15 protein-coding genes and 1 pseudogene are annotated in these 19,077 nt (G+C 65.8%); 5 read left to right on the top strand and 11 right to left on the bottom strand.

Annotation, left to right across the window (positions count from 1 at the left end):
• Positions 1-395, bottom strand: a pseudogene (locus tag Mterra_RS09170) (N-acetylmuramoyl-L-alanine amidase); the annotation flags it as partial.
• A 131-nt stretch (positions 396-526) separates the two neighbouring features.
• On the opposite strand from Mterra_RS09170, the gene Mterra_RS09175 reads away from it, so the two are divergent.
• The 5 genes from Mterra_RS09175 to Mterra_RS09195 all read left to right on the top strand — a co-directional run bounded on the left by Mterra_RS09175 (position 527) and on the right by Mterra_RS09195 (position 7,251).
• Positions 527-1,174, top strand: coding sequence for a hypothetical protein (locus tag Mterra_RS09175; protein ID WP_245971581.1), 648 nt, complete (start codon positions 527-529; stop codon positions 1,172-1,174).
• A gap of 2 nt (positions 1,175-1,176) precedes the next feature.
• Positions 1,177-2,844 carry an LPS-assembly protein LptD gene (locus tag Mterra_RS09180; protein ID WP_147372630.1) on the top strand — a complete coding sequence of 556 codons (1,668 nt, stop codon included), beginning with the start codon at positions 1,177-1,179 and terminating at the stop codon, positions 2,842-2,844.
• Positions 2,845-2,865: 21 nt separating this feature from the next.
• Positions 2,866-4,011, top strand: coding sequence for an LptF/LptG family permease (locus Mterra_RS09185; RefSeq protein WP_275054268.1), 1,146 nt, complete (start codon positions 2,866-2,868; stop codon positions 4,009-4,011).
• Positions 4,012-4,072: 61 nt separating this feature from the next.
• On the top strand, positions 4,073-5,185 hold the full coding sequence (locus tag Mterra_RS09190) for a DegT/DnrJ/EryC1/StrS family aminotransferase (RefSeq protein WP_119314931.1): 1,113 nt from the start codon (positions 4,073-4,075) through the stop codon (positions 5,183-5,185).
• A 41-nt stretch (positions 5,186-5,226) separates the two neighbouring features.
• Positions 5,227-7,251 carry a M3 family metallopeptidase gene (locus Mterra_RS09195; RefSeq protein WP_119314932.1) on the top strand — a complete coding sequence of 675 codons (2,025 nt, stop codon included), beginning with the start codon at positions 5,227-5,229 and terminating at the stop codon, positions 7,249-7,251.
• An 8-nt stretch (positions 7,252-7,259) separates the two neighbouring features.
• Here Mterra_RS09195 and Mterra_RS09200 read toward each other — a convergent pair whose 3' ends face one another.
• The 10 genes from Mterra_RS09200 to Mterra_RS09215 form a co-directional block, all read right to left on the bottom strand.
• Positions 7,260-7,562: a hypothetical protein gene (locus Mterra_RS09200; RefSeq protein ID WP_119314933.1), complete on the bottom strand. Its 303-nt coding sequence runs from the start codon at positions 7,560-7,562 to the stop codon at positions 7,260-7,262.
• A 4-nt stretch (positions 7,563-7,566) separates the two neighbouring features.
• Positions 7,567-7,920, bottom strand: a complete 354-nt coding sequence (locus tag Mterra_RS21880; RefSeq protein WP_147372632.1) for a hypothetical protein — start codon at positions 7,918-7,920, stop codon at positions 7,567-7,569.
• Between the two features lie 111 nt (positions 7,921-8,031).
• Complete coding sequence (locus tag Mterra_RS21885) at positions 8,032-8,487, bottom strand: hypothetical protein (protein ID WP_147372634.1); 456 nt, start codon at positions 8,485-8,487, stop codon at positions 8,032-8,034.
• Positions 8,488-8,582: 95 nt separating this feature from the next.
• Positions 8,583-9,023: a hypothetical protein gene (locus Mterra_RS21890; protein ID WP_147372635.1), complete on the bottom strand. Its 441-nt coding sequence runs from the start codon at positions 9,021-9,023 to the stop codon at positions 8,583-8,585.
• Positions 9,024-9,115: 92 nt separating this feature from the next.
• Positions 9,116-9,571 (bottom strand): hypothetical protein, encoded by a 456-nt coding sequence (locus tag Mterra_RS21895; protein WP_147372638.1) that lies wholly within the window; start codon positions 9,569-9,571, stop codon positions 9,116-9,118.
• A 226-nt stretch (positions 9,572-9,797) separates the two neighbouring features.
• The gene (locus Mterra_RS21900; RefSeq protein WP_147371605.1) at positions 9,798-10,298 is read right to left on the bottom strand and encodes a hypothetical protein; all 501 of its coding nucleotides are present in this window, start codon (positions 10,296-10,298) and stop codon (positions 9,798-9,800) included.
• A gap of 176 nt (positions 10,299-10,474) precedes the next feature.
• The gene (locus Mterra_RS21905) at positions 10,475-10,843 is read right to left on the bottom strand and encodes a hypothetical protein (RefSeq protein ID WP_147372640.1); all 369 of its coding nucleotides are present in this window, start codon (positions 10,841-10,843) and stop codon (positions 10,475-10,477) included.
• Between the two features lie 80 nt (positions 10,844-10,923).
• Positions 10,924-12,813, bottom strand: a complete 1,890-nt coding sequence (locus tag Mterra_RS09205) for a Tle-like phospholipase domain-containing protein (protein ID WP_119314934.1) — start codon at positions 12,811-12,813, stop codon at positions 10,924-10,926.
• A 54-nt stretch (positions 12,814-12,867) separates the two neighbouring features.
• On the bottom strand, positions 12,868-17,187 hold the full coding sequence (locus tag Mterra_RS09210; protein WP_119314935.1) for a DUF11 domain-containing protein: 4,320 nt from the start codon (positions 17,185-17,187) through the stop codon (positions 12,868-12,870).
• Positions 17,184-19,077 (bottom strand): TonB-dependent receptor (locus Mterra_RS09215; protein ID WP_476727197.1); only part of this gene is annotated, 1,894 nt, incomplete at its 5' end. The genes Mterra_RS09215 and Mterra_RS09210, both read right to left, overlap by 4 nt.

Here is a 19,077-nt window from a genome sequence, read left to right on the forward strand (position 1 = left end):
GCCTTGGCCGGGGCGGGCTTGGGCTGGGGCGCCGGGGGAGCGCCGGTCTTGGCCTCGCCGCGGGCGATGTCAACGATCAGGCGCCGGTTCTGCGGCTCGTTCAGGGTGCTGCTCTGCGCCCGCATGCCGGGCTTGAGGCGCACGAAGACCTCGACCACCGCGCCGTTGACCACCACCTGGTAGGAGGCCACCTCCTCGGAGTTGACGCTCTCGTCGAGGGGCTCGGCCTTGACCCCGCGGAAGCGCAGGGAGAGGGTCTGCCCCTCGGTGTTCATCTGGTAGGTGGAGCCCGCAGGCAGGTCGAAGACGAAGCGGGTGAAGCCCTCGTGCAGCCCGACGCGTGGGAAAGCCAGTGCCTGTGAGGCCACCAACACCAAAAGCGCCAGCAGTCGCATTTCGTAGTTCAGTATAGGCCCAAATCGCCCGAATTGAAGCAACGGCCGCACCCTAAAGAGTAGCCATCGAGCTGTAATTCGCTTCACATCTTCATAAGCCTAATCCCTGCCGCGGTAGCATCTAGGGCATGATGTCAGGGATTTCGTCCTCCACCATGAAAAAAAACGCGCTGTTGCTGCTCGCGGTGAGCACCTTAGCGCTCACCGCGGGCCGCTTCTCGAGTTTCAGCGTCGAGAGCGGGGAGCAGGAGCTCGACCTCGGGACCGGGGTCACCACCATGCCCAAGGGCGGCGTGCTGGTCGATAACCGCAACGGCCTGCGGCTCGAGGGCAGCTACATCCAGTTCAAGCAGGAGGAGTTCATCCGCGCACGCAACGCCACCCTGCGCGGCAGCGACGGCAATTTCGCCGCCACCAGCCTGGAGTACGCCTTCCGGGGCGAGCAACTGCGCCTCTCCGGCGTGCGCTACTCCTCGAGCGCCGTCAAGGGCCTGACCAGCAACAGCGGCCTGGGGCTGCTCGCGGAGAACGTGGTGGTGCTCAAGGGCAACGTGCGCTCGCAGGACCCGCAGCTCGAGGCCAACACCCTCGTCATCGACACCGCCCGCAACCAGGCCCTGGTGCTCGGCGGCTTCAGCTACAAGGACGGCCAGAGCAGCTTCAAGGGGCAGCGCGACGACAGCGCCCTGCTCATCGAGTTCAAGAGCAGGCCCACGGCCACCACCAAAGTACCCGCCGACGTGCTGGGCCGCCTGCGGTCTTACGCGAATAAGCTGTAATGGTGCGTGGCCTCCTCCTGCTGCTCCTTCTCCTGACCCTCCCCGCCCTCGCCCAGGCCGCCCCCCCCGCACCGCCTTTCGAAAACTGCGAGGACGCGCCGTACCTGGCCGAGACGCCCGACGGGGTCGTGGGGGGGGTCAACGTCGAGTACGACGGCAGCGTGGCCGTCTTCAGCGACGGGGCCTGCTTCGCCTCCCGGGGCATCCAGCTTTGGGCGCGGGAGATCCGCTTCGACCAGACGACGGGCGAGGTGCGCCTCGAGGCCTTCACCGCCCAGACCCGCGCCTACCGCTTCCGCGCCCGCACGGGGGTGGTGCGCGAGCGGCTGTTCCGGGCGCGCGGCATCGGGCTGACGACCTGCAAGTGCGGGGAGGACCTGCGGCTGGTGGCCGAGGAGGCCCACTTCGACACCGAGAGCGGGCTGCTGGTCCTGGCCGACAGCGAGCTGGCGGTGTACGGCCTCGAGCTCGCCCACTTCGAGCAGTTGCGCCTCCCCATCGACCAGCCCGTCACCCAGGCCATCCCGGGGCTGCCCAGCACGGGCGGGACCGGGAGCGGGGGCGGCACCGTGCTCAACGTGCCCCTGCGCTTCGGCTACAGCTTCAGCGAAGGCCTCACCCTGGGCTTCGAGGACCTGCCGCTCCCGCCGCGCGCGGGCGAGACCGCCTCCTCGACGCTCACCCTGCTGGTGAGCAACCTCAGCAACCCCGAGACCCGCACCCTCACCCTGGGGTCTTCCGTGACCGACGCCAGGGGGAGCGTGCGCTTCCGCGCCGTCATCCGCAACGGCTGGTTCGACCTCGACGCCCGCCTCGAGAGCGGCCCCTTCTTCCTCACCGGCGACACCAACCGCGACGAGGCGGTGACGGCCGGCGCGCGCTACTCCCTCTTCGAGCTCGGCTGGCGCGACACCTTCGCCCTCGAGGGCGCCCGGCTCTCCCCTTTCGTGCGCCTCGCCGAGGAGCAGACCGCCAGCGACGACGACCCGCAGGCCCACTCCCCCGGCGACGCCTACGTGGGCGGGCTGACGGTGGGGGCGGAGCTGCGCTACCCCTTCGAGCTGAAGGAGGGCCCGGCCGCCCTCCGCCTCGAGCCCTGGGCCCTGGGCGCGGCCTACACCCACGACAGCCCCTACGTGGCGGCCGGGTTTCGGCTCGAGGGCGGCTACAGCCAGGACTTTAGCTGGCGCATCGCCTACGAGTACAGCCTGCAGAACCGCCCCAGCGCCTACCGCTACGAGCGGCGCGAACCCACCAGCCGCTTCGCGGGCGAGCTGGGCTACGCCGACCTCACCGCACACGCCAGCTTCGACTTCCTCGACCGTGAGCTCGGGGCCAGCCTGCGCTACGCGCCCAAGCTCCCCGACGGGGTGCTCACCGCGGAGTTCCGCTACCGCAACGACCTCGACGCCCCCCCCGGCGACGCCTTCGCCCAGCAGCGCGAGCTGGTGGTCGACTTCAACCCCAACCCCATCGCCTGCACCTTCAGCTTCGCGGCGGCCCCCACCCTCGGCTTCGACTTCCTGCGCGGCGGGATGAGCCGGGCGGGCCTCGAGCTGCGCTACGCCGACTGCTGCTTCGTCTGGAAGGTAGGCTATCAGCACGTCTTCCTGTCGCAAACGGGGGAAGCCGCCACTGGGCGCTTCACCTTCGGCCTCGAGCTGCGCTGAGCCGCCCGGCGAGTACACTCTATGGGCAACCGCATCATGACCCGCCTCGACCGCTACCTCCTCCGCGAAACCCTGCCCGTCTTCGCCTTCGGGCTGGCGCTCTACGTCGGCTTAGGCCTCCTCTCCAACGTGCTCGCCCGCAGCGCCTACGTCGGCCAGATGCCCCTGGGCGGGATGCTGGCCTGGCTGGGCCTGCAGGTGCCCGCCATCCTGAGCCAGACCCTGCCCGTGGCGGTGCTCTTCGCCGTGCTGCTGGGCTACGGCCGCCTGGCGCGGGAGAACGAGCTGTTGGTGATGCAGGCCGGGGGCATCTCCCCCCGCCGCACCGCCCGCTGGCTGCTGGTGGGGGGCGTCCTGCTGGCGGCGCTCTCCTTCTGCCTCAACGAGTGGGTGATCCCCTGGAGCACCAAGCAGACCGTGCTCACCTGGTGGCGCTCCTTCGACGGCAACGGGGGCGTGTTCCGGCTGGTGGGGCAGGATCTGCCCGTCGGCAAGCTGCGGCTGTTCTTCGGCGGCTACGACGCGGCCAAAAACGAGCTGACGCGCGTGCGGGTGCAGCAGTGGGAGGACCGCCGGCTCACCGTCTACTTCGCGGAGCGGGGTCGCCTCGAGGGCACCGCCCTCCGGCTGCAGGGGGTCAAGGGCTTCATGCTGGACATGGACCGCCTGCCCCCGCCCGAGTTCACCGACCTCGAGCAGGTCGAGGCCTTCTTCCAGGACTACGTGCGCGCGCAGAACCTCGCCCAAAGCCTCACCATCCGCCTCTCCCTGAGCCAGGACGACCTGGTCTCGCGCTTCTCCAACTACAGCAGCACCGCCCTCGACTCCAGCCAGCCCCCCTCCCACTGGTGGCGGCAGGCCCGCGACCCCGCCGCCACCGTCAAGGAGAAGGTCGAGGCCCGGGCCAACCTCCACGCGGCGCTGGCCCAGGCCTTCGCCCCCTTGGTGCTGCTGTGGCTGGCCCTGCCCGTGGCGGTCAAGCGCGCCAGCAGCCCCGGCGTGGCGCTGGGCCTGGCGCTGGCGCTGACGGTGGCGTACTACGTCCTGTTCGGGCTGGGCGGGGTGCTGGCGCAGACGAGCGTCTGGGCGCCGGAGATCGCCATGTGGGGCGCGAACGTGCTGGCGGTGGCGGGCGGCTGGGCCCTGGGCCGGGGGGTTTACCGGTAGAATCTCCGGCAGCGGCCCGCCTCCGCCTGGAGGCGAGGCGCGACCCCGACTGGACGTGCACATGGTTCCCATCATCGATCTGCAAAGCGAATACCGGCTGTTAAAACCCGACATCGACGCCGCGCTCGAGCGCGTCCTGGCCTCCGGCGCCTTCGTGGGAGGGCCCGAGGTGGCCGCGCTCGAGCGCGAGCTCTCCGAGTACCTGGGCGTGCCCCACGTCGTCGGGGTGGGCTCGGGCACCGACGCCCTCTTCATCGCCCTGCGGGCGCTGGGGGTGGGCCCGGGGGACGAGGTCGTCACCACCCCCTTCACCTTCGTCGCCACCGTCGAGGCCATCCTGGTCGCGGGGGCTAAGCCGGTGCTCGTGGACATCGACCCCCTCACCTTCAACCTCGACCCCGAGCTGCTCGAGGCCGCCGTCACCGAGCGAACCAGGGCCGTCCTGCCCGTGCACCTCTACGGCCAGGTGGCGCCCATGGCCGAGATCCGCGCAGTGGCCGAGCGCCACGGACTGAAGGTCCTGGAGGACGCCGCGCAGGCCATCGGCGCCCGCTACTGCGAGGCGGGCGGCGCCGGCGGCGCGATGGCGGGCACCCTGGGCCACGCCGCCGGGTTCAGCCTCTACCCCACCAAGAACCTGGGCGCCTACGGCGACGGGGGCTTCATCGCCACCGCCGACGACGCCGTGGCCGAGGAGGCCCGCCTGCTGGCCTCGCACGGCTCCAAGGTGCGCTACCACCACGTGCGGGCCGCGGGCTACACCTCGCGCCTCGACGGGCTGCAGGCGGCCATCCTGCGGGTCAAGCTGCCGCGCCTGGAGGGCTGGAACCGCCGCCGCCGCGAGATCGCGCGCCGCTACGACGAGGGCCTGCGCGGGGCGGTGCGCACCCCCACCCCGCCCCCCTACGCCCACCACGTCTACCACCAGTACACCGTCCGCGCCCCCGAGCGCGACCGCCTGCAGGCCTTCCTCAAGGAGCGCGGGGTGGCCTCGAGCGTCCATTACCCCCTGCCCGTCCACCTGCAACCCGCCTACCGCGGCCTCGCCCCCGAGGGCTCGCTGCCGCACGCCGAGCAGGCCGCCCGCGAGGTGCTCTCCCTGCCCGTGCACCCCTTCCTCACCGACGCGCAGGTGGAGGCGGTTATCGAGGCGGTGCGGGCCTACTCGAACTAGCCCCTAATCTTTCCGAGTAGGCTTTGCGTATACTCCGGCTTATGGCACAAAACCCTTTGCTCGACCTGGGGTTCGACATCCCCTTCGAACAGATCAAGCCTGAACACGTCGAGCCCGCGATCCGCGCGCTCATCGCCGGGGCGGAGCAGGAATTCCAGGCCATCCTGGACGTCCCCGGCGAGCGCACCTACGCCAATACCCTGGGGGCTTACGACCGCCTGGGCGAGCGGCTGCAGCGGGCGTTCCGGGTAGTCTCCCACCTCGAGAGCGTCCGCACGACCCCCGAGCTGCGCCAGGCCTACAACGCCACGCTGCCGCTGGTGACGGCCTTCTACACCAAGGTGCAGCTCTCGAGCGAGCTCTACGCCGCGCTCAAGGCCTACGCCGCCACCCCCGAGGCCCAGCGGCTCTCCCCCACCAAGCGGCGCTTCCTCCAGCTCACCCTCGACGCCTTCCGCCGCGAGGGCGCCGACCTTCCCCCCGAGAAGAAGGCCCGCCTCGAGGCCATCAACACCCGGCTGGCCGAGCTCACCAGCAAGTACAGCCAGAACGTGCTCGACTCCACCGCCGCCTTCGAGCTCTACCTGGAGGAGCCCCAGCTCGCCGGGCTGCCCGACAGCGCCCGCCAGGCCGCCCGCCAGAGCGCCCAGGCCAAGGGCCGCGAGGGCTACCGCTTCACCCTGCAAGCCCCCAGCTACCTCGCCCTCATGACCTACCTCGACGACGCCTCGGTCCGCGAGCAGGTCTACCGTGCCTACAACAACCGCGCCACCGAGGAGGGCCGCGACAACCGCCAGCTCCTGCCCGAGATCCTCGCGCTGCGGCAGGAGAAGGCCGAGCTGCTGGGCTACGCCCACTTCGCCGACTTGGTGCTCGAGGAGCGCATGGCCAAGAACGGCGCCACCGCCGTGGCCTTCGAGCGCGACCTCGCCGAGCGCTACCGCCCCTACTTCGAGCGCGAGAACCAGGAGCTGCAGGCCTTCCGGCAGCGGCTCGAGGGCCCCGACGCCCCGCCCCTCGCGCCCTGGGACGTGGCCTACTACGCCGAGAAGCAGCGCCAGGCCGTCTACGACTTCGACGAGGAGGCCCTGCGCCCCTACTTCCCGCTGCCGCAGGTGCTCGAGGGCCTCTTCGAGCTGTGCCGGCGGGTCTTCGGCATCCGCGTCGAGCCCGCCGAGGCCAGGGGCTGGCACCCCGACGTGCGGAGCTACGACCTCTACGACCCCCAAGGCCGCTTCACCTCGCGCTTCTACACCGACTGGTTCCCCCGCGACGACAAGCGCGGCGGGGCCTGGATGAATTTCTTCATCACCGGCAACCGCGACGGCGCCTCCGAGCCCCACCTCACCCTGATGTGCGGCAACCTCACCCCGCCGGTGGGCGACCAGCCCGCCCTGCTCACCCACCGCGAGGTCGAGACCATCTTCCACGAGTTCGGCCACCTGCTGCACCACGCCCTCTCCAACGTGGAGGTGCTGAGCCTGGCCGGGACCAACGTGCCCTGGGACTTCGTGGAGTTGCCCTCGCAGATCATGGAGAACTGGTGCTGGGAGCGCGAGGCCCTCGACCTCTTCGCCCGCCACTACCGGACCGGCGAGCCCATCCCCGACCCCCTCTTCCAGCGCATGCGCCAGGCCCGCACCTACCGCGCCGCCAACGCCACCATGCGCCAGCTCGCCTTCGGCACCGTGGACCTCGCCCTGCACATCGACTACAAGCCCCACGACGGCGACGTCGCCCAGTACGCCCGCACGGTCATGGAGGGCTTCTCCCCCGCCCCGCTGCCCGAGGACTACGCCTTCATCGCCTCCTTCGGCCACCTCTTCGGCAGCTCAGTGGGCTACGCCGCCGGCTACTACTCCTACAAGTGGGCCGAGGTGCTCGACGCCGACGCGTTCTCGAGGTTCCAGGCCGAAGGCATCTTCAACCCCGACACCGGCCGCGACTTCGTGGAGCACATCCTCACCAAGGGCAACTCCGACGACCCCGCCCAGCTCTTCCGCAACTTTATGGGCCGCGACCCCAGCCCCGAGGCCCTGCTGCGCCGCACGGGGCTATTGGACTAACCACCGATTTACTCTGCTCTTCTGTTGGGGTGCCATGACTCCCACACCACTCCCAATTGGGCCTCAACCCGTCGCTTAACCGGCTCTGGCATTGCTATTCCCCTCTCCTTAGCCTCCCCCCACCTGGACTTCGCCACGAACAGGAGGCTGGGCACCTCCTCGCCGACCCGAAGCTCCTGGGCCATGGCCTCGAGCGCGGGCGTGGGGAACATGGGCTCGCTGCTGCTGAGGAGCTTCTGGGCCTCCTTCTTGAACTTCACGTAGCTGTCGTACTTCCTCGCCAACTCCTTGGTCAGTGAGAAACTATTCATGCAATTATTGGTCCACCAGAATCACAACCATCCATTTATAAGGCCTCATAGACGGCACTTTACCAAGCTCGAAATCCTTAGATACAACATTAATCGCAAAATCCATCTGTTGATTATCTCTTAGCTCATAATGCGCCATCCAAGACCCATAATCCTGTCGCCACCCAAAAGTTCTCACTGCCATATCCGTAATACGCCTCTCAAATTCGCGAATGAATGTCTCTGGAGCTTCGTTCCAGCCGAAGCAGCTTTCATATATCCCCTTTACCACTGATTCTGGGCACTCAACTTCAACAGGAGAAGGAGAAATGCTTCGTATAGTTTGATTTAGCGTCGAGAATAGGCTGAGCTTATCCACAGGTGTTACGCTCCGACTCAAGACGTGCGCCGAAGGCACCACGGCTATCCCGGTGACAGCTATAACGAACAACCACCGATTCATGACGGCATCTCCCTTATGTGCTAGGAATTACTGTCTTAATCGCTCGAAAGTTACCCCAACAAAAGTGTTAAACTGCTTATCAGGCATCAAAGCTGTAAGCTCCCGATCATTTTCAGCCATTTGGACCGATATACCAAAGGCGATCTCAGGGGAAGCCGAAAGGCGGTACATAGCGACCCATACGCCGTAATCTTGTCGCCACCCCAATGTCCTAGTGAAACGACCCAGGATTTTTTCATCGACTTGGGTAATAAAGTCCTCAGCCTTAAGAGGTGCAGCTAGGCATTTCCTATATTTATAGGGATCATCTCTAAAGATCTTTGGGCATTCTACTTCTTTGAGGCCAAGTTCAAGCAGTTCATTACTAATTTGAGAGTAAATAGTATCCAAATCTGCCTCCGGTTTATGTTTCGTGCTGCTGTACATAAGTACACCTATCCCAAGCACACAAGTAAGCATCAATAGCTTGCTGACAACGCTCACTATGGCAACTCCTTATCTGGGGCCTCAAAGCTTCACGGGTCCTTTGATCAATCACCATTCCCTTCCCTTAGCCCATGAGTTTCACAACAAGATATTTACTGGTCAACTGTGAGTGTCACCAACAAGTCAAATTCCCTCAGTGAATCATCTGATTCCAGATCGGGATGGGCTACCTTTGGAGCGATGCTCACCCCAAAGGTACGGTCCGGCGATTCTTTTAGAGCAAAAAAGGAACCACACACCGCATAATCCTCTCGCCAGCCCCCAATCGTGGCGATTGAGCTAATTTCTCTATTGAAACGGCTGATAAAGTCTCTTGTTTGACCCTTCCAACCATAGCAGGCCCTAAGTGGATAGGTGGTTTCATAGAAAGCTCGACAGCTTATCTCCTCCCCCCCAAGTCTCGCCTCAATTATTCCGCGAATTTTATCGAATAGTTCGGAGGAGGTATTGCCTGGATGAGGGTTCATGGCTTGTTTCCCTACGGGGATAAGAAAGATCAGAACTCCTGTAAGCAAAAGAAGCGGCCGTTTCATTTAGGGTACTCTTTATCCGGATGCCACGAGGCCCAAATCTGCCTTAGCTGCCGTTCTATCCAAATCCCTATCCTCATTTGGGTGCTTGAAACTCACCGCGTTGATCGCTCGAGAGTCAACCGGACAAATGCGACAAATTCCCTATTTGGCATAAGTTTTGTGATCTCTTGGTCACGGAAAGCCGACTTGACACCCACACTAAAGGAGATGTCCGGGGCAGACAACAGGTGATAGAACGCCCCCCAAACACCGTAATCCTGGCGCCAGCCGAAGGCCCTGCTGTAGCTGCCGATTACCTTTACATCAAACGCTTGGATGAACTCTTCCTCTGAGTAGGGGCTTGCAAAGCACTTCCGGTACCTATAGGGATCGCTATCGTACTCACGTGGACAATCCACCTCCACAAGACCTAGATCCAGCATTACCCGATTCAAGTGCGCAAAAACACTATCCAGATCGGCTTCGGGTTGATGTCGCATAGTTGCGTGCATAAAGGCAGCAGCTACAAGGACACAGGTAAACACCAGTAACCCTTTGATGGCGCTCATTAGGGCAACTCCTTGAACTCCTTGCCGGGGTTCCACGAAGCCCAAATGTCCTTGAGCTGATCTCTGATGTAGTCCTTGACTGTTTTACCAACCATCATCCCCTTTTCCTTAATCTGCCCCCACCGGGTTTTGACCGAGACGAGGAGAGGATTGGCCTCCTCGGCAATGCCCAGTTCCCTGGCGATTTCCTGGGTTCCCGGGCCGGGGAACAGAGGTTCGCTTTCTACTATTCCAAACCCCCAAATTTATCCTCGACCCGGAAGCTTTCATATTTTGGCTGCTGAGGCGAATCAACAACAATAGTCACAAGCGCATCATAAATAGCCATCGAGTCGAGGCGGCGCAATTCGGGATTCGGAGCTTTGGGGGCAATGCTGACGCCGAGGTTAACGTTGCGGGTAGTCTTAAAGTCGTACATTGCAACCCACACGCTATAATCCTGTCGCCAACCCATCGTCCGGATTGCTATGTCACGGAGGCTCCCTTCAAATTTGGCTATAAAATCCTCTGGCGTTCCCTTGAGTCCATAACAAATTCGATACGGGTAACTATCCTCGCTTAGACACTGAGTTTCTGGAAGTCCCAACCTTGTGCCAACAACATCTTTAAGCATCTGCAACGCTTGCAGCACATTCATCGAGGTTTTTCTCTCCTGTGAAATCCCCAGATACATTGCTGTGCCAGCAAGTGTACAAACAACCAGTATCAACTTGGGTGAATACGTCATTTGGCCTCCTTATCTGGGTGCCATGACTCCCAAATTACTGATAGCTGGGGCCTCAAAGCCTCGCGGGTCCTCTGATCAATCACTATTCCCTTCTCCTTAGCCTTCCCCCACTTGGACTTCACCGCGAACAGGAAGTTGGGCACCTCCTCGCTGACCCGAAGCTCCTTGCTATAGCTCTACTGCTCTTTAGCCACAGTTACATCCACCATAGCTTTGTAGTTCTTGAGCAGAGGCTGGTCTCGCAATTCGGGATTGAATTCTATGGGCACATAATTAATCCCAAACAAAATACCTGTGCCATTCTTCACTCTGAAGAAAGCACCCCATACTGAATAATCTTCTCGCCAGTCACTTGTGATACGGGCAAATTCGGCCAATCTAGGAGTAAGGTTGGTGATTAACCCCCTAGCCTCGAGGTCAGTCACAAAGCAGGCTATGTGTTGATAGCGATCCGACGCGTTATTCGGGCACGTGATTTTTTGCAGGTTGAGTTCTGTACCCAAGATGCCAACCAATCTTTCAAGCACTTCTTGCTCACTGTTCATTGCTAGATTCCTCATGACGAAGGCCTGAGGTAGTACGGTTGCCAGCGTGAGCAGGCCCACACAAACAGCTAACCACCGATTTACTCTGCTCTTCTGTTGGGGTGCCATGACTCCCACACCACTCCCAATTGGTTTTCAACCCGTCGTCTAACCGGCTCTGGCATTGCTATTCCCCTCTCCTTAGCCTCCCCCCACCTGGACTTCGCCACGAACAGGAGGCTGGGCACCTCCTCGCCGACCCGAAGCTCCTGGGCCATGGCCTCGAGCGCGGGCGTGGGGAACATGGGCTCGCTGCTGCTGAGGAGCTTCTGGGCCTCCTTCTTGAACTGTGCGTAGCTGTCGTGCTTCCTCGCCAGTTCCTCGACCTTTTCCAGGAGCAAGTTGTAAGCCATGTTCTCGTAAAACACCGCGTCCAGCAAGCCCAGCTTGTCGAGGGTGGGCGCCAGCAGCTCACGCCGCAGCATTTCGCCGCGAATCTTGGGGTCGCGCTCGGTGGAATAATCGCCGCTGTAGATGATCTCCACGCTCTTGCCGGCGAGATCCTGCTCGTCGCGCTGGCCCCAGCGCATCAGGGCGGTCTGGTAGGGGTCGAGCTCGAGGCCGCCCGAGCGCCGGGAGGCGGCGAGGAGTTCCTGCCGCAGGTACTCGCTCAGCGCGGGGGTCACGTGGTTCTCCTTGAGCATCCCCAGCAGGCCCTGGCCTTCGCGCCGGTAGTCGAAGTAATGGATCTCTCCCGGCGTGGAGGCCTCGCCTGCGGTGGGGACGATGTCGCCGTCTACGCGGTAGTGGCGGCTGGCGATGGCCTTGCCGTCGGCGGCGTGCCGGGCGTTGTAGGCCTTGAGCCTGTCCACGTCGGCCTGCTTTATGGCTGCGGCCTGGAAGGTCACAATTTCCTTCGTCAGGGCCATGTGTTCCACGGCGGCGATCTGGGCCAGGGCACCCCCCAGGCTGTGCCCGGTCAGGATGAGGCGGCCACGGCGGGCGGCGGCCTCGAGGTTTCGCCGGATGAGCTCGCGATTTTGCCGGTACTGGCTGTACCCCACTTCGGCGTAGGCAAAGTCGGCTACCAGGGTGTCCAGGCCGCTCTCCTGCTCGTTCTGGGGGGTCTTGGGGTCGTCGCGCACCCGTAGCCCGACGCCCTCGGTGCCCCGGAAGGCGACGATGGGGTGGGCGTTGTGGGGGGTCTTCTTCTGGGGGTCGGGCTGGAACAGCCGCATCTGGAAGCCCCACTTCCCGAAGATGGGCCTGCCGGGCAGGTAGCCGAACGCCTTGAGGAGTTCAGCGGGGTTGGACTTGCGGCGCGGCTCGAGGCCCGTCCGCTCGTCGGCGGCGAAGTCCGTTTCGTTGGAGTAGACGAAGTTCACCGCCAGGTGCTCGAGAAAAGCGTCGAAGGTGAGCTGCTCTTGCGGGATAGGGGGAGGGAGCAGGGCCAGCAGTTCCTGGCGCAACTTGCCCTCACGCACGCGCTCGCCGATCTCGGCGTAGAAGCTCTTGCCGTAGAGCCGCTCGTAGGCCTCGAGGGTTTCCTCCAGGTGGCCCCGGCCCCTCCAGAGCTCGAGCAGCGAACGCAGGGGGGCCACGTCCTGGCCCCTGATCTCGAGGTGCCGGTTGTGGCGCGAGAGGTAGCGGCTGGTGCCGTTGTTGAGGTTGGCCATCACGTCGGCACCGTCGCCGATGTCGATGTCGAGGACGGTGCGGCTGGCCTTCTGGAGGACGTCGTGCAGGGTCTTGGCGCGTTCCTCAGGGGTGCTGGAGCTGGGCGCGGCCAGGGCCAGCGCGCCCTCGGGCTCGGCGCGCGGTTGCCCCAACAGCCTCGAGTACGGCGCGGTGGCCTCACCGGGGCCGCGAGCAGGGACGGGCGGCTTGAACGGAGGGGGTTCGAACTCGGGGTACTCCTCAGGCTGCTGGGATAAAGCCCGCTTCGGCGCTACGGGCTGGGAATCCTTCTTGCGCTCGTCGTAGCGGAACATGCCTGCTCTATTTTATGGGGAGATTCCAGGGTTAGCTAGTGCATGAGAGCCAAATTAACGAATCTTCACGCGGTAGCACACCTGCCCACCGGCCCCCGCGGCCAGCGTCCCGATCCGCACGCGCACCAGCCCCCCGCTCACCTCGCCCGCGTCGGCGTCGGCAGCGTCGGTAAGGGGGGAGGCGCCTAGGCGCAGGGTCCCGGCCTGGTAGTCGGTGAAGAAGGGGATGGGGTCGGTGAGCACGACCTGCGTGACCGGGGAAGCGCTCTGGTTCTGGTAGGCGATGCAGTACTCGAGCACCTCCCCCGGCCGCCCGTCGGCCCGCCCGGTCGAGGGCGGGGTGCCCTGGGTGAGGTTTTGCACCTGCTTGGTGAGCCGCAGTTCGCCGCCCGCGCCCACCACGGTGGTGTCGGTGAGGGCGAGCTGGTCGTCCACGGCGGCGTTGCCCGCGTAGCGGAGCCTCGAGGCGAGGTTCAGGAAGTCGCTGCTGCCGCCGGGCAGGCCCGCCGGGACGATCACCATGACCTCCACGGCGCAGGCCCGCAGGCTGCCGTCGGCCTCGCGGGGCCAGGCGCTGCCCACGGCGAGGCTGTAGGGCAGGCCCTGGTAGCCCTCGCCCGCGTCGGCGAAGTCGCCGTCGCAGTTGGCGTCGAGGCGCAGCAGGTAGTTCCATCCCCCGGCCAGGCGGAGGAAGGTGAGGGTGCCCAGGGTACCCGGCCGCACGCGGTGGGCGTAGGTGACCACGCCCGGGGAGGAGGCCTGCCCCGACTGGTCGGGCTGCCACAGGCTGGGCCGAACCACGCCGAAGTTGTAGCCGTCGTAGCGGTTGCCCGCGGCGAAGGGGCTGATGGTGCGCTGCTGCGCCGCGCCCTGGCCGTAGGCGCTAGCCAGCACCGCGCTCGAGCCCCCCACGTTGCTGCCGGTGGCCGGGGCCAGGGGGTGCGAGAGGGTGAGGGCAGGGCCGAAGGTGTACGGCACGTACAGCACGTAGTTGCCGAGCGAGTCGGTGACGGTAACGCGGCCCTGAGCGCCGTCGGAGGCGGTCACGGCAACGCCCGCGATGCCCGGTTCCCCCCCGTTCTGCAGGGCGTCGTTGGCCGTGCCCGAGCCCAACCCGTCGTCGCGGAAGACCGTTCCGCTGACGCGCGAGCCGTGGTAGAGGCCGAAGTCTTGCCCGGGCACGTCGGAACTGCCCACGCTAAGGCTGCGGCTGCCCGCCACGGGCTCGATGAACAGCCAGCCGGAGGGAGGGGCGGGGGTGGTGGAGCTGGCCGAGCCCGTCACCACCAGGGCGTAGCTCCCAGGCGCCACCCCGCTGAAGCTGAAGCTGCCCGTGCCCACGCTCACCGACACACTCTGCACCACGCTGCCGCCCTGCACCAGGTTGACGTACACCGAGGTGCCGCCGCTCCAGTCCTCACCGGGCTCACGCAACGAGTTGGGCTGGAGGTCGTGGTAAAGATGACCAGAGACGCTCACCCCTGGTGGAACCACGGTGATGGTCACCTGGGCCTGGTTGTTGCCCGTGTTCGGGTCGGGCTCGGTCTGGGCCGTCTTGGTGGCGGTGTTGGTGATGTTGCCGACCTGGGTTGCCGTGGCGGTGATCTGGAGGGTGGCACTGGTTCCCGAAGCCAGGTTGCCCACCGTCCAGACGCCGGTGCCGGCTGTATAGCTTCCCTGTGAGGGCACGCTCGAGACGAAGCTCAGGCCCACGGGCAGGAGGTCGGTCACCTGGACCCCGGTGGCGTTGGAGGGCCCGTCATTGCGCACGGTCAGGGTGAAGGTAACGTTGGTTCCCTGGACAGGGTTGGCGTTGTCCGCGGCCTTGCTGACCATCCGCACGTCGGCGCGGGACTCCACCACCGTGGGGTCGCTGGTGCCGTTGTTGGCGGTGTTGTTTTCCGCCCCGCCCGAGACGCTGGCGGTGTTGGTGAGGCTCGAGGCCGCGCCCTGGCTCACGCCGACGTTCAGGGTGAAGCTGGCGCTGCCGCCAACCGGGATGCTCAGCCCGCCGGGGCTGGTACAGGTAACGGTCTGGGGAGGTCCAGGGCTGCTCACCGTGCAGGACCAGCCCGTCGCAGAGGCGAAGGTCAGGCCTGCCGGAAGGGTGTCGGTCACGGTGATGGTTCCCGCACTGGCCGCCTGTCCGATGTTGCTGACGGTGAGAGTGTACACCCCGGTGCTGCCGCGCACGAAGTTGCCGCTGTGGGTCTTGCTCAGGGTCAGGTCGGCGAAGTTGACGGGGGTCACGGTGGGGTTGGCCGGGCCTGCAATGGCCGGATCGTCGCTCAGTACCCCGCCTGCAGGACCACCCGAGAAGTTGACCGTGGCTTGGTTCGAGAGACTGCCCGGCGGCAACGGGCTGGTGGCTACCTGCACCTGGAAGCGGAGGGTGAGGGTCTGGCCGGGGGCGAGCGTGCCGTTGTTGAATCCGGGGGCGTTATTGCCGATGGGACGGCCCGTGGCAAAGGGGTAAGAGCTGGCGTTGAGGTTCGTGAAGCTGGTAGGGTTCAACCCAAGTGCGGCTTCTGCCGTGTTTGGCACGTAGCTCAACCCGGCCGGCAGCACGTCGGTTAGGGTGGCGGAGGTAGTGGCGACCCCGCCGTTGTTGCTGATGGTGAGGGTGTAGGTGAAGCTCGAGTCGGGGCTGGTGGCGCTCACTGAGGCCACCTTGGTCACCGCCAGGTTGGGTCCGACGCGCACCAGGGTAGGGTCGGCCAGGCCGGCGACGTTGGGGTCGTCGGTGAGCACCCTGTAGCTGACCGAGCCAGCAGTGTAGGTGATCCGCCCCTGGTTCGTGATGATCGCGGGGGGGTTGCTGTTCACCGTCACGCGGAAGCGGATGAACAGAGATTCTCCGCTATTAAGCCTGCCATTATCAAAACTGGTGGTACTGCCGCCCACGTCCCGGCCAAGAGGCCGCCCGTTCGGCTCCGCGAACGGATATGTGCCCCCGTCAGCTACGTTGGTGAAGGTGGGGCTGTCATTGCCGGTCACGAGGGCCATCTGCAGCGAGCCCTGCACGTAAGTCAAGCCCGCGGGCAGAGCGTCGATCAAGCGCAGAGCGGTGCTGCTGAGGTTGGCCCCAGTGTTGTTGGTGACCCGGAAGGTGTACTGGAAGGTGGTGCCTACGGTCGCCGTGGTGATGACACTGCCGATGGCGTCAGTGGTGGAGTTAGCGTTGGCCGTCTTGGTGATGGAGATGGGCGGGAGCTGGAACCCGAAGTCGAGACCGGTGAGGTTGCCGTTGACCGGCAGTTGCACGTTGTCGCGCACGACATAGCCGCCGGAGATGGTAGAAGGGTTGCGCGGGGTGGATGCGTTGAGTTGCGGGTCGTTGAGGGGAATCCGGATGGTATAGGTCCCTGCCGGCACATTGGTAAAGCTGTAGACCCCATTTACGGTCTGGGCGGTGGCGACTACGACGGGATTGTTATTGCTGTCGCGCCCCACGAGCTCCACCGCGATGCTATCCCCCAGCGCCTCACCCGGATCTAACGCGTTGCTCGCGTTGGCGTCGAGGTAGACGGTGCCCGAGATGTTGCCCGTCGGCAGGCCGATGCAGGTGGTGAACTGCAGGTTGTCGATGGCGAGGTCGTTACCGCCCCCACCGGGTGCGTTGTTGCGGAAGCGCACGGTGATGCGGTTGGAGGCCCCGGAGTTGATCACGCCGCCGTACTCACGCCAGATAGGAGTGCTGGTGTTAGGGATGTTGCCGGTCAGGGCGATGACCTGGCTCTCGCCGGCCTCGTCGATGGTTCCGTCGTTATTGTCGTCCACGCCCTGCCGGTCGATCTCGAGGTTCAGGTTGGGCAGGATCGAGGCGTTGTTGGCGATGAGGTTAATGACCGAGATGCTGAACTCGTAGTTGCTGTTGGGCGTGACGGTGAGGGTTTGCTCGTAGAACACCCCGGCGGTGAACGCCGCGTTGATGAACATGAACAGATCGCGCTCACCCCCGCCGTTGCGCCCGCCGATGAAACGGTGCCAGGCCCCGTCCTGGCGGTTGTAGGAGCTGTTGGTGATCTCGTACTCGCCGTCTTCAGGGCTGTAGTTGCCGGGGAAGTTGGTCGGAGTACGGGGGTTGAGGTTGTAGGTCGTGGTTCCGATCGGCCGCCCCTGGGCGTCCACGCCGCCGGAGATGCCCGGCACACTGCCCAGCGCGTAGCGGGTGGGGGGCACCACCGGCACAGGGTTGCTGCTGCTGGTGAGGGTGGGGCTCTGGGTGCCTGCGGGCGCGGTGCCAAAGGTACCGTCCAGGGCGAAGAGGTTGCCGCTGCGGGTACCTCCGGCGTTACTGCAGAAGTTGGTCTGGGCCAGGGACAGGGGGCCCAGCAGCGTCAGGAGCAGGGCGACGATGCGAGGCAGCTTCACCGGCTACCCCCCAGGAAGTCGAGGCGCAGGTAGAAGCCGGGCTGGGCGTCGGGGGTGAGGGCCGAGAGGTGGCCGAAGGTGTAGCCCACGTTGACCCACAGCCCCTCGAGCACCCGCAGGCTGCCCTCGAGGCCGAAGTGGGTGGCCCCCGTGCCCGTGGCGGGCTGGAAGAGCTGGTAGACGGCCGCGCCGAAGCCCAGCGAGCCGGTGAGGTAGTAGTTGGCGCCCAGGCCCAGTTGGTAGGTGGCCCCGGCGGGGTCGCCGGCGGGCAGGCGGTAGGCCGCCGAGGGGCGCAGTTGCCAAGACAGGCCGGGTTGGTAGGCAGCGGCCAGGGCGCCCTCGAGCCCCCACCCCGGCTGCCCCAGGCTGAGGCGGTGGTAGGTCAGGAGCTGGAGCTGCTGCGCGCGCAGGGCGTAGGCCAGGGTGAACTTGCCGTCGGGGGCGGGCAGGGCCTGGTAGTTGGCGTCGAGGGAGACGGTCTGCTCGGCGTCGAGGGCGCCGGTGAGGCCGCCGCGCAGCACCAGCTTGGGCGAGGTGCCGAAGGCGACCTCGCCGCCCAGGGTGCCGCTGAGGCCCTCGCTCTTGTAGCGCACGGCCGCCCCGAAAGCGGCCTGGCCGGCGCCGGTGCTCAGGCTACGGTCGTAGCCGGCGCTGAGGTCGAGGCTCCAGCGCTCGTCGAGGGGGAGGGGGGCCTCGAGGCCGAAGCGCGCGCGGTTGCCCTCGCCCGAGGCGCCGGGGAGCTGGTAGCTGAGGCTGAGGTTGGCGCCGCCCAGCTTCTGCTTGAGGGCCAGGCTGCCGCGCAGGTCGTTGCCCCAGAGGTAGTCCAAAGCCGCCTCCAGGCGTAGCGGACCTACCCGCTCCCGAAGGGAATCTGCCTCGGCGCTGAGGTTGAAGTCGAAGGTGTAGGCCATCTTGAGCCGGGAGAGGGCCATGTCGCTGAAGCGGAAGGGCTGGGTGTGGGTGAGCTCGAGCTTCCACGGCGCCGCGCCGTAGGCCAGCCGGCCCACCGCGCCCAGGCCCGCGGTGTCCCAGAGGTAGCTCAGGCCCCCGCCGACGCTGAAGCCGGGGCTGAGCTGGCGCTGGTAGAGCACGGCGGTGCGGTTCTGGTCGGCGGCCTGGTGCTCGAGGGCGAGCTTGTCGGCGGGGCTGAGGGCCAGGCTCAGGCTGGCGCTGCCCTGCAGGCGGCCCTCGTAGCTGAGGTCGGCCCTGGCCTCGAGGGAGGTCGCGGCGTAGCCGATCTCGAGGCCGAAGCGGTCGGCGTTCTGGCGGGCGTAGCTGGCCCGCACCGAGAAATTGCCCTCGCGCCAGCCTAGCTCGGCGCCGTAGCGCAGGCCCTGGGCGGGCAGGGCGGCGAGGCTGGCCCCGGCGCTGAGGCCGCCCTGCCGGTAGCGCAGGCCGAAGCCGTAGCCCGGCGCGCGGGGGCTGTCCTGGGCGGCGTAGGTCACGCGCAGCACCACCGGCTCGCCCGCGGGGGTGGTGGGCCACAGCGGCTTCGCCAGGGTCAGCCAGCCGTCGGCGTCGAGGGTGTAGTCCTGGCCGCGCTCGAGGCGGCGCTCCGAGGCTCCCTCGCGCAGCAGCACGGTCTCGCTGCCCGGGGCGGGGGGCCGGCTCAGCTTGTAGCGGCGGGTGCCGTCGAGGGCGGGCTCCTCGGTCAGGGTGGCCTGGGGCAGCAGCCCGGCGAAGGCCGTCACCCCGAAGCCCTGCGCCTCGCGGGTCTCGAGGCGCAGCGCGGTGCCCTCGCCCATGGCGGCGAGGCCGGGCAGGGCCAGGGCGTCGGCGTGGTAGCCCAGGCTGAAGGCGGTGTTGTCGTAGCGCAGGGCCAGGGGGTCGGCGGAGCGCAGGGGCAGGACGGCCTCGGTGCCGCTGCCGGTGAGGGGGAAGGCGGCGCTG

It is taken from the genome of Calidithermus terrae, assembly GCF_003574345.1.
Classification (GTDB): domain Bacteria; phylum Deinococcota; class Deinococci; order Deinococcales; family Thermaceae; genus Calidithermus; species Calidithermus chliarophilus.